This is a genomic window from Sphingomonas psychrolutea, from assembly GCF_014636175.1.
Lineage (GTDB): Bacteria > Pseudomonadota > Alphaproteobacteria > Sphingomonadales > Sphingomonadaceae > Sphingomonas > Sphingomonas psychrolutea.
Window position 1 is genome coordinate 1 of record NZ_BMDW01000038.1, and the last position, 11786, is coordinate 11786.

Annotated in this window: 9 protein-coding genes; 8 read left to right on the top strand and 1 reads right to left on the bottom strand. The window is 62.7% G+C overall.

What is annotated here, in order from left to right; all coding sequences use genetic code 11:
* Positions 1 to 99: 99 nt before the first annotated feature.
* Positions 100 to 1203 carry a CaiB/BaiF CoA transferase family protein gene (locus tag IEV62_RS17755; RefSeq protein ID WP_308511295.1) on the bottom strand — a complete coding sequence of 368 codons (1104 nt, stop codon included), beginning with the start codon at positions 1201 to 1203 and terminating at the stop codon, positions 100 to 102.
* Positions 1204 to 1510: 307 nt separating this feature from the next.
* On the opposite strand from IEV62_RS17755, the gene IEV62_RS17760 reads away from it, so the two are divergent.
* The 8 genes from IEV62_RS17760 (at position 1511) to IEV62_RS17795 (ending at position 11646) form a co-directional block, all read left to right on the top strand.
* Entirely contained in the window at positions 1511 to 2689 is a 1179-nt protein-coding gene (locus IEV62_RS17760; protein WP_229733386.1) for an iron-containing alcohol dehydrogenase, read from the top strand.
* The gene (locus IEV62_RS17765) at positions 2686 to 3330 is read left to right on the top strand and encodes a TetR/AcrR family transcriptional regulator (RefSeq protein WP_188449878.1); all 645 of its coding nucleotides are present in this window, start codon (positions 2686 to 2688) and stop codon (positions 3328 to 3330) included. Before IEV62_RS17760 ends, IEV62_RS17765 begins: the two co-directional genes overlap by 4 nt.
* A 37-nt stretch (positions 3331 to 3367) precedes the next feature.
* On the top strand, positions 3368 to 5002 hold the full coding sequence (locus tag IEV62_RS17770) for an AMP-binding protein (RefSeq protein WP_188449880.1): 1635 nt from the start codon (positions 3368 to 3370) through the stop codon (positions 5000 to 5002).
* 106 nt (positions 5003 to 5108) lie between these two features.
* Positions 5109 to 7031 (top strand): flavin-containing monooxygenase, encoded by a 1923-nt coding sequence (locus tag IEV62_RS17775; RefSeq protein ID WP_188449882.1) that lies wholly within the window; start codon positions 5109 to 5111, stop codon positions 7029 to 7031.
* Positions 7032 to 7077: 46 nt separating this feature from the next.
* Positions 7078 to 8313 (top strand): cytochrome P450, encoded by a 1236-nt coding sequence (locus IEV62_RS17780; RefSeq protein ID WP_188449884.1) that lies wholly within the window; start codon positions 7078 to 7080, stop codon positions 8311 to 8313.
* A 188-nt stretch (positions 8314 to 8501) separates the two neighbouring features.
* Positions 8502 to 9626, top strand: a complete 1125-nt coding sequence (locus IEV62_RS17785) for an FAD-binding domain-containing protein (protein WP_229733388.1) — start codon at positions 8502 to 8504, stop codon at positions 9624 to 9626.
* Positions 9627 to 9741: 115 nt separating this feature from the next.
* The gene (locus IEV62_RS18460) at positions 9742 to 9981 is read left to right on the top strand and encodes a flagellar basal body rod protein FlgB (RefSeq protein WP_373868613.1); all 240 of its coding nucleotides are present in this window, start codon (positions 9742 to 9744) and stop codon (positions 9979 to 9981) included.
* Positions 9982 to 10086: 105 nt separating this feature from the next.
* Positions 10087 to 11646, top strand: coding sequence for an AMP-binding protein (locus tag IEV62_RS17795; protein WP_188449888.1), 1560 nt, complete (start codon positions 10087 to 10089; stop codon positions 11644 to 11646).
* The last annotated feature ends 140 nt before the right edge of the window (positions 11647 to 11786 follow it).

Below are 11786 nucleotides of genomic sequence, written 5' to 3' on the forward strand. Positions count from 1 at the left end.
TGGAAACGCATCGGCACCTTGCTCGACGCTTTCCCGCCTCAGGAATGCGCCAACTATCTCAGAAACTCCGGCTACGCTTCAACATAAATGGATCAGACTCTAGCGGCTTTTCGCGGGCGCGATCCCCCATGCGCGCAAGCGCTCTGCACCGCCTTCGCCGGATCGGACGGGCGGGGTCGGCAGCGCGGACGGCGTGCGATCGAACCGTGGGGCGGGGGCCGGCTGCAGCGCGCCCGCGACCGTAACATGCACGCCGCGCGCCACATTTGCCGGGTGCCGGGTCGCCTCTTCCGGACTGAGCACGGGGCTGAGACAGGCGTCGAACGCGGCGAAATGCGCGATCCAGGCAGCGCGGTCGCGCGTTGCGAAGATCGCTTCGAGCTGGGCGTTACGATGCGGCCAGCACGCCGGATCGAGGTGATCGGCAAAGTCAGCCGGATCAAGCCCTACGCCGCGGATCAATTCGGCATGAAATTGCGGCTCGAGCGCGCCGACCGCGACGAATTTGTCGTCGGCGGTACGATAGCAGCGATAGAAATAGGCGCTGCCGTCGAGGAGATTGCCGCCGCGCCCCGGCCGCCACCGGCCCATCGCGGTCCAGGCGAAGATTTGCGTGGCGAGCAACGACGCGCCATCGACCATGGCGGCGTCGACGATTTGCCCGCGTCCACTCACCCCGCGCTCGACCAGCGCGGCCAGCGCCCCGACCACCAGCAGCATCCCGCCGCCGCCGAAATTCGCGACATAGTTGATCGGCGGCACCGGCGGTCCGTCGAACGGACCGATGAGACTGAGCCCCCCGGTCATCGACAGGTAATTGATGTCGTGCCCGGCCTTGTGCGTCATCGGCCCGGATTGTCCCCACCCGGTCATGCGCGCATATATCAGCCGCGGATTGGCGGCGAGCATAGGGTCGGGGCCGAGGCCCAGCCGCTCCATAACGCCGGGGCGAAACCCCTCGATCAGAATGTCGGCACGGCTTGCTGCCGTGATCGCCAGCGCCTTGCCTTCAGCCGATTTCAAGTCTGTTGCGATCGAGGGGCGGCCACGATTGAGGAAATCGTCGCGTTCGTCGCCACCGCCAAAGGCCTCAGCCCGGTGCCGGTCGATGCGTAGCACCTCCGCTCCAAGATCGGCCAGCATCATGGCAGCGAAGGGGGTTGGCCCCAGTCCGGCGAATTCGACCACACGGATACCGGCCAAGGGTCCGCTCATCGCGCGACCGCGCGGTGATTGCAGGCGTGTCCGGCAGTGGCTTTCGCTGGGTGTGCGACCAGAATAGGAGAGAGCAATCGCTGGTTCATCGAAGCTCGATCTCGGTTCCCGTATCGCGAAAACGGCAGCATATTGTGCCGGTACGCAGTGTTGCGCTACCTAGTGGTAGCGCGACGGTCAAGCGAGGATAAGGTCAAAAGTGAACATCGGTATAGAAATATACTAGTCAGTACAGATCGCGAGGTGCATATTGCATCCCAGATCGCAAGGATATGCGGGCCGATAGGAGAGAGCCGTGGACGACGTCACGCCAAGCCAAATGACTTTTACGGTGACCGAGCGCGTCACGATGGGGAAACCCGCGCACGAGGCCATTCGCGAGCAAGCCGAAACGATGGGCGCGCGCAGGGTTTTTCTGCTGACCTCCGACACGCTTCGCCGCGAGACCGATGAAATCAAGAAGATCGAGGCGGCCCTCGGCGATCGCCACGCCGGCACGCATAGCGGGATCGCCTCGCATGCGCCGCGCGCACACGTTCTTGCTGCCGCCGAAGCGGCGCGCGCGGTCAATGCCGATCTCATCGTCGGGATTGGTGGCGGATCGGTGATCGACGCCGGCAAGATTATCCCGCTGCTGCTGAAGCATAATGTCCGAACCGTCGAGGATTTCGAGCCGCTGCACGTTTATGTCGACGACACGGGCACTGTGATCAATCCGGTCAAGGTCGGCCCCGACATCCGCACGATTTGCGTACCGACGACCTTGTCGGGCGGCGAGTTCAACGCGCTGTCGGGATCGACCGACGAAGTGACCGCGCACAAGCAGGGCTATGAACATCGCACTATGGCACCGATCATGGTCGTGCTCGATCCGGCGATGACGCTGCACACGCCCGAATGGCTGTGGTTGTCGACCGGGGTCCGCTCGGTCGATCATGCGGTCGAGACGCTCGGTTCCAAAATGTCGAACGATTTTGCCGACGGTCTGGCCGACAACGCGCTTCGCCTGTTGGTTGAGGGGTTGCCGCGCACCAAGGCCGACCCGACCGACATGGCGGGGCGGCTGAAATGCCAGATCGGTGCGTGGCAATCGATGATCTCGATCATCGGCGGTGTGCCGATGGGCGCCAGCCACGCGATCGGCCATATCCTCGGCGGGACGTGCAACGTGCCGCATGGTCACTGTTCGTGCGTGATGGCGCCGTATGTGCTGGCGTGGAACGCGGAACATGACGATAGTCGGCAGCACCGCATCCGCGCCTGTCTCGGCAACACGCATCCGACCGCGGCCGCCAGCCTCGACGCCTTTATCCGCTCGCTCGGCATGCCGCGCACGCTGGGCGAGGTGGGTGTCACCGAAGACCGCTTCCAGCAGGTGGCCGAATATACCATGCTCGACATCTGGGGCCGGACCAATCCGCGCCCGGTGACCCAGCCTGCTGACATCATGGAAATTCTCAGAAGGGCCGCATGACAAAATCCAGCGCCGCCGTCAGGACCCCAGCGGTCTCCGAACCGAACGCCCGCGAAATCAAGCCCGGCGTCGTCGCGTTCAAGCGCGCGCGCATCCTCGAGGAGGCAAGCGCGCTGTTCTACGAGAAGGGCTATGAATCGGCGACGCTGGAAATGCTCGCCGACCGGCTCAGTGCGACCAAGCCGTTTCTGTATACTTATTTCAAGGGCAAGAGCGCGATCCTGAGCGCGATCTGCGAGGCGGGCGTACAGGAATCGCTCGCCGCGCTCGATCGGATCGAGGAAATCGAGCGGCTGCCGATCGATCAGCTTAAGGCGTCGCTGCGCGAAGTTGCCGAGATCATCGTCGCGCGGCACGAATATCTCGTCATCTATCAGCGTGAAATGATGAACCTCGATCGCGCCGACGCGCAGCGCATCCTGCGGCTGCGGCACGAATTCGATCTGCGCATCGGCAACTTGATCGAAAACTGCGTGCGCGACCGATCGATCAGCGTGGCCAATGCTGCGACGATGTCGGTGTGGATGGGTGGGCTGCTGACCTGGATCATCCATTGCTATCGTCCGGGCAGCAAGCGCTCCGCCGAGGCGGTCGTCGATCAGGCGGTCGAAGCGTGTCTGCGGCTGGTCGGCCTCGCTTGACGGCTGCCCGCATTCAAACTTTCGGGAGGCAGGTAGCGTGACGACAACCCTGGCGGCACGGCCGCGCGACTTTAGCGATTCGCGAATCCCCAATCGCGACGAATGCGTTCTGCGCTATCTCGTCGATCGCTGGGCGAGCGAACGCCCCGACAAAACCCACGTAATCTTCGAAGATGGCGAGGAATGGAGCTACGCCGAGCTGCGTCGTCGCGTCGTCGACAAGGCCGCGGGATTGCAGCGGCTTGGCGTGCGCCAGGGCGATTATGTCGCGGCGTGGTTGCCGAGCGGGCGCGACGCGTTGATCGCTTTCTATGCGATCAATTATCTCGGCGCGATCTTCGTGCCGTTCAACACCGCCTATCGTGGTAATTTGCTGGCGCACGTCGTCGCGAATTCGGGCGCGAAGGTCATGATCGTGCATCCCGATCTGGTCGAGCGTCTCGCCGAAATCGATCGCGCCGAGCTGCAGCAGCTCGTGCTCGTCACGGGCGGCACGGCACCCGATATCGGTTTGCCGATGGTGCGCTTCGATGCGCTCGGCGGGGACATGCTCGATCCGCTGGAGCGGCCGATCGAGCCGTGGGACATCCAGTCGATCATCTATACATCGGGAACGACCGGCCCGTCCAAGGGCGTCTTGTCCTCCTATCTGCATATGTTTTCCAATGCCGGGCCCGAATCCTGGCCGATGGTGGGCGAGGATGATCGCTACATGTGCGTCGCGCCGATCTTCCACATTGGCGGCATGGGGCCACCCTTTGTGATGCTGGCGCGTGGGGCATCGGTCGCGTTGATCGAATCCTTTTCGACCGAACGCTTCTGGGAGATTGCGCGCCGGACGCAGGCGACGGTGGTGTTCCTGCTGGGGGTGATGGCGACGTTTCTGATGAAGCGCGATCCGTCCCCCGACGACCGCAACCACAGCGTGCGGGCCGCCTTTATGGTCCCGCTTACCGATGATGCCGCCGCGTTCACCGCGCGCTTCGGGATCGACATCTATACGATCTTCAACATGACCGAGATTTCCTCACCCGTCGTGTCGGAAGCCAATCCGGTCAAACGCGGGACCTGCGGCAAGGTGCGGCCGCATGTCGAGGTCCGGCTGGTCGATCGGTTCGATTGTGAGGTTCCCGTCGGTGCGATCGGCGAGATGCTGGTGCGCACCGATCGCCCCTGGGCGATGAACAGCGGGTATAACCGCAACCCCGAAGCGACCGCCGAAGCCTGGGCCAATGGCTGGTTCCACACCGGTGACGCCTTCCGGCGCGACGAAGACGGCTATTTCTATTTCGTCGATCGGGTAAAGGACGCGATCCGTCGCCGCGGCGAGAATATCTCCTCGTTCGAGGTCGAGCTCGAAGTCTGCGCGCATCCCGACGTGCGCGAAGCCGCCGCGATCGCGGTGCCCAGCGAATTTTCCGAAGACGAGGTGATGGTGGTGGTCGCGCCCGTTCCCGGCCGGACAATCATCCATGAAGAGCTCGCCGTGTTCCTGATGCGCGAGATGCCGTATTTCATGGTCCCGCGCTATATCCGCATCCTGCCCGAACTGCCCAAGACGCCCTCGGCCAAAGTGCTCAAAGGCGATCTGCGCAAAGAGGGCATTACGGATGATACGTGGGACCGCGAAAAGGCCGGAATGCGGATCCGCCGCGAAGTGTTTTCAACCTAACCGCCATGCTAATGTCAGCCCAAGTCGATTGACTTGAGCTACTGGCAAGTAGATATTTTATATCGACGGTAATAGTTCCGCCGTCGGTGCCAAGTCAGGGAATCAAATGACGGCCACGCAAGGCAGCGACCACCCCTCCGGCGATGCGCTCGATCCGCTCCTGCTGCGCGCCGGGATCGACGCGGCGAACATACCGGCATTATTGATGTGCCTGGTTCAGCTGACCGGCGATCCGGCATGGCTGACGGGGCCCTTCGTCCCGCGCCGCGGCCGGGGCCTCGACGATAATGACACGGGCGGCCTCGACGACGGTCTTCAGCGCACGATCCGGGATGCCGCGTATAAGGCTGTTTTGGCGTGGTCGACCGGCACGCCGCTCGCCTTACCGCGCCCGAGCAATGCCGAACTCGCCGCGATGCTTGGCATCGCGATGTGCGAGCCGGTTCCGGTGGATTATGGCGATGTCGTTGCCTTTTCGATGCAGTTCGATCCACCCACGCCGCCCGCTCGGTCGGCGCGAAAGCTGACCGCGATCGTGATCGGCGGGGGCATTTCCGGCATCTGTGCGGGAATCGAATTGCAGCGCGCCGGCATCGACTATACGATTTTCGAAAAGAACGCCGATTTCGGCGGGACGTGGTGGGAAAATCGCTATCCCGGCTGCGGCGTCGACACCCCCAACCTCACCTACACCTTTTCCTCCAACCCCGCCGACTGGTCGCAGCATTTCCCGCTACAGGGCGAGATCGAAGCCTATTTGCTCGAGACGGCGCGCAGCTTCGGTCTCTACGACCACGCGCAGTTCGGCACCAAGGTCGAGCGCGCCGAGTGGATCGCTGCGGACAGCAAGTGGTCGGTCACCACCACCAACGCTGAAGGCGCGTCCGAAACGCATGTCGCCGATATCGTGATGAGCGCGGTCGGCATCCTCAACATCCCGAAATTCCCGCACATCCCCGGCCTCGACACGTTCACCGGCGAAGTGCTCCACACCTCGGCCTGGCGCGACGATATCGACCTTGCCGGCAAGCGAGTCGCCGTCATTGGCAATGGCGCATCGGGCATGCAGGTGGCCCCCGCGATCGCCGACACGGTCGCCGAAATGACGATCTTCGCGCGATCGAAGCAATGGATCGCGCCGTTCCCGCAATTCCGCAAAGCGGTTCCCGACGGCGTCCGCCATCTGATGAAAGTGTTCCCGCTCTATCGCCATTGGGTCGAACAGCGGCTGTCCTGGACCTTCAACGACCGCGTCCACGGCACCTTGACCCGCGATCCCGACTGGGTTGATCCGACCCGATCGATCAACGCGGTCAATGACGGGCACCGCCAGTTTTTCACCAACTATTATAAAGAGCAACTCGGCGACCGGCAGGATTTGCTGCCGTTGCTGCTGCCCGACTACCCGCCCTTTCTCAAGCGCATGCTGCTCGACAATGGCTGGTTCCGCACGCTGCGCAAACCGCATGTGCGTCTGATTCCCGAGCATCTGGCCGAAGTCCGCGGCGACACGCTTGTCGCGGCTTCGGGGGAAGAAGTGAAAGCCGACGCGATCATCCTCGCCACGGGGTTCCAGACCACCAATGTGCTCGGATCGTATGACGTGATCGGTCGCGACGGACTGATCCTGCGCGATGTGTGGGATGGCGACAATGCCGCCGCCTATCTCGGGACGCTGGTGCCGGGTTTCCCCAATTTCTTCATCCTGCTCGGCCCCAATGTCGGCGCCGGGCATGGCGGGAGCATGATCCGCAATATTGAGAACCAGGCGCATTATGCGATGCGGATCATCGACGCCCTGATCGTGCAGGACGCGGCATCGGTCGAGGTTCGCGACGATGTCTACCGCGCTTATGTCGCGAAGCTCGATGCCGCGCACGAAAAGCTCGTGTGGACGCATCCCGGGGCCGACAATTGGTACCGCAATTCGCGCGGGCGGATCATCGCGATCACGCCGTGGCGCAACGATGCCTTCTGGCGAATGACGCGCACAGCCGATCCCGCGGATCTTACCTTCGCATCGGCCTAGCAACCACAAGAGCCGGCGCACAACGTCGGGCAGGAGAGATAAGGCCATGACTGATCTTGCCAGAATCGCGCCGTTCGACCCGGCCTGGCCCGAACTCATCACCGATCCGTATCCGATCTTCGCGCAGATCCGCGAAAGCGATCCGTTCCACTGGTCGAAGCACGGGTATTGGGTGGTGTCGCGCTACGACCATGTCCGCGAGGTTCTGATGAACCGCAAGGATTTCGGCACCGGGGATTTCGCCGCGAATCTGAAGCTGTTCTACGGTTCGGATTTCGACGTGCTGGCCAATTCCGGATATCGCTGGCTGTCCGAAGTCTTCATCGCGCAGGATCCGCCACAGCATACGCGCATCCGCGGCCTCGTCACCGGCTCGCTCACCGCCAAACGCGTGCGGGCGCTCGAGCCGCGGATCAAGGAGATTTGCCAGGAACTGACCGACGCGTTCGTCGCAGATCGCCACGCCGATCTGATGACGCAGTTCGCCTATCAACTGCCGGTCATGGTCATCTGCGAACTGATGGGGATCGATTACCACACGCCTGAAATGGCTGAACTGATCGCGGCGATTCCCGAAGCCTTCGTGGTGTTCGAAGCGCGCAAATTGACCGAGCACGAACTGGCCACGGCCAATCGCCGGATCGACGAGCTCGAAGCGTTCTTCCGCGCCGAATTCGAAAATCGCCTGGCCCACCCGCGCGACGATTTGCTGACCGCACTGGCGCAAACCGGGACCGCGGCCGACGGCCTGACGATCCACGAGGCGACGACGGTCGCCATTGCGCTGTTCGGGGCGGGTTTCGAGACGACCGCCAATATCATCGGCAACGGATTGTACCTGCTGCGCCGTCATCCCGATCAGTGGGACCGCCTCGTCGCCGATCCAAGCGGTCTTGCCGTATCGACCAACGAAGAGGTGCTACGCTACGAAAGCTCGCTGGTCGCGACCTATCGCACCGCCCTCGGCGACACCACGATCGCGGGCCATCCGGTGAAGGCGGGGGAACGCGTCCTGACCCTCGTCGGTGCCGCGAACCGCGATGGCCGCAAATTCGGCGATCCCGAACGGTTCGACATCGCGCGCGGTGCCGCAGACCATATGTCGTTCGGCGGCGGCATCCATTTTTGCGTGGGCGCCGAACTGGCGCGGATCGAGGGACGCATCGCCTTCGAACACCTGGCCACGGTACTGCCCGGTCTCAAGGTCGATCTGGATAAGGCGCAGTGGCGCGCCAACTTCCTCTTCCGCGGTCTGACCCGGCTCGAGGCGCGCTGGGGCTAGTCTCGGTGGCGGAGACGACCCCGATGGCGTTCACGAGCGACGCGTTGGATCCTCCAAAGGATTAACCTGCGATCCAGCAAACGGCCCTGGAGTACCAATGCCGATTTCCCCGCGCGCTGTTCGCGCCGTCGCAAAGCTGATAATCGTCATGTATGCCCCAGACATTTCAACCGTCACGAGCCGCGGGATTGGCCGCGCTCGACGCTTTTGTGCCGCGTGCCGGGCGCCGCTATAGCGAGCACCGCAATTTTGATTATGGGCCCGATGACCGGACCAATATCTCGATGCTATCTCCCTATCTCCGACATCGCATGATTACCGAACAGGAGGTGATCGCTCGGGTACTGGCGCAGCACCGCTTCGGTGATGCAGAGAAGTTCATTCAAGAAGTGTGCTGGCGCACCTATTGGAAGGGATGGCTCGAAATGCGGCCGTCGGTGTGGACGGGGTATCAGACCGACATCGCCACGTTGCCCCGGTCAGCGGGTTATGATGCCGCTTGCGCGGGTAGGACCGGTATCGACTGTTTCGACGCGTGGACGGTAGAACTGAAGCAAACAGGCTACCTCCACAACCATGCGCGGATGTGGTTTGCGAGCCTGTGGATCTTTACGCTTGGCCTACCCTGGCAATTGGGGGCAGATTTCTTTTTTCACCATTTGCTGGATGGCGATCCCGCGTCGAACACGCTGTCATGGCGTTGGGTCGCGGGGTTACAGACCGCAGGGAAAACGTATCTCGCCCAAGCCGACAATATTTTCAAATTTACCAACGGGCGCTTCGATCCCACGGCTTTTGCGCATTCAGCCGGGCCACCGTCCGAAGGCCCAGTTGCAGCCTTGCCGATAAAAGCGGCTCCGCCGCTTCCAACGGGTGCTGTCGGCTTGCTGCTGACCGAGGAAGATTTGAATCCAGAGAGCCTCGATCTTGGCGGAATGCACATCACCACTGTTGCAGCGTTGCCAGCGGTTGCGAACCGCGCAGCGGCGGTCACGCGATTCACGACTGCTGCGCTTCGCGAAGCGCTGTTGCGAAATGCGGCGCTCTTGCCAACACCGGCGGTCATGCTGGACACGGCCGACTGCGACAGCTTGATCGCGTGGGCACAGACACACCAGCTGAAGGTCATCGTGACCGCTTACGCCCCGGTTGGCCCCGCCAGCGACCGGTTGGCAATCCTTGCCCCCGCGCTAGCGTTGGCCGATATTATCCTGGTGCCGATCCGCCGCGCGTGGGACAGTGCCGCTTGGCCGCACGCTTCCAAGGGTTTCTTTGCGTTCAAGGATAAAATCCCGGGATTGATCGGTGTATGACGCGCCGTTTGAGGTCCGGTCCGGTTCGTAGCGCGTGGTCGCCCGCCAGCCCGTGGTTCGACCCTAACGCCGTCCCGGATACCCCGTCGCGCAATAGGGCGTGAGGAGATGAGCGATGCCCAGCGAAGGTCTTTTCGGGGTACATGGTGCGGCACTCGAAGTGCGCTCGCAGCGGATGGGCGTGCTTGCGTCGAACATCGCGAACGCCTCGACTCCGGGATTCAAGGCGCAGGACGTCGATTTTCAAAAGGCGCTCGCCGCGGTCGAGAACGCCGCAAAAATGCGGCAATGCGAGCATCACGGGCGTGCCGCAATCCAGAGGGATAGGCGGGACCGGCGCATGCCCATGCCTTGACGACGCGAATAAATACCGTAAACCTGCTTACAACGTAACAGAGGAGAGGGTCTTGGCCTTTAAGTTCGCCGCGCGTTGCAAACCGATCTTTCAGGGAGCCTGACGATGTGGGCTTATCCCGAGATCAGGACGCTTGGCCAATATCCAGAATATTGGGCGCGGCACGACCCAGGCCGCCCCGCGCTACGCACGCTGAAGCGCACGGTAAGTTTCGCGGAGTTCGACCGCAAGGCGAACCAGGTCGCCAACTACCTGCTTGACGAGATCGCCGTGCCGGGCACGCTGATCGGCTTCATGGGCCGCAACAGCCTCGACTTCTACCTCGCACTGTTCGGGACGGCGAAGACGCGCAGCGGCTTGGTCATTTACAATTGGCGGCTTGCCGCAGGTGAGCTTGCTGAGCAGGTCGCCGACAGTGGCGCGCGGACGGTGATCGTCGAGCGCGACTGCGAGGCGCTGTGGGTGGCGGTATGCGCGGTTATCCCCGATCCGCCTGAGACGATCTGGATCGACGCCGACGCGACGCTGGAGGCACTCGTCGCCGACGCGCCCCACACCACTCCGCCCGAACACGTCAACCTTGAGGACACCGCGTTCCAGCTCTATACCTCGGGCACGACGGGGCGGCCAAAGGGCGTGATGGTCGCGCATGGTGCAACCAACATGATGCGGTTGTGCGAGCATCTCGAGCCAGCCTATGAGTGGCGCGCGGGCGACAGCTTCGTCAACGGATTGCCCAATTTCCATCTGCTGCACATCGGTATCACGGTGCAATGCCTCTACAACGGAGTGGCGATCGACATCGTCCGCCAGTTCGACCCGCCGGCGATGCTCGATGCGATCACCCGGATGCGGCCGACCTTGCTCACGTTGACGCCGACGATGCTGCAGATGATGCTCGATCATCCGGCCGCGGTGACAGCGGATTTCTCGTCGCTGCGGCTGACGCTCTATGCAGGGTCGCCGATCTCGCTCGGGCTTATCAAGCGCGCGATCGCGGCGATGCCGGGCAAGTTCATGCAGTTCTACGGCTCCACAGAGGCCGGCGGCGCCAGCTCGATTCTGCGCCCCGACGAGCACGACCTGAACGACGAAGAGAAGTTGAAGAGCTGCGGCCGGCCACTCCCGCTGGTCGCATTCCGGATCGTCGATGCGGCGGGGCGCGACGTGCCTGATGGCGAGAACGGCGAATTGCTGATCCGCCAGCCATCGATCACCAGCGGTTATTGGCGTCAGCCCAAGATGAGCGCCGCTGCGATCGACCATGGCTGGTATAGCAGCGGCGATATCGCGCGACGGGACGCTGAAGGGTTGTACTACATTGTCGACCGCGCCAAGGACATGATTGTCTCGGGCGGCGAGAACATCTATTCCGCCGAAATCGAGAACGTGCTGTCGACCCATCCCGCGGTCGCCGCCGTCGCGGTGATCGGCGTGCCGCATGACCGCTGGGGCGAGTGCGTGAAGGCGATGATCATCGTCCGCGATGGACATGCCGTCGGCGAGGTCGACCTTATCGCGCACTGTCGCCTGCAACTGGCAGCCTACAAGGTCCCCAAGAGTGTCGATTTCGTCGATGCGTTTCCGCTCGTGCCTTCGGGCAAGGTCTCCAAAAAAGACCTTCGCGCAAAATATTGGGAGGGTGCCGGCCGCGCGGTCGCGTGATAGCACGCGACCGCGCGGCGAATATCCGGACTGCCAGCTAGAGTCTGACTCGCCCGTCTTGAATCGTGAGGATTCCCATTGGGCTGCGTTTGTGATTCACTCTGCGGGCTGAGCAGGGAGGATACGGTGCGAGCCTATTC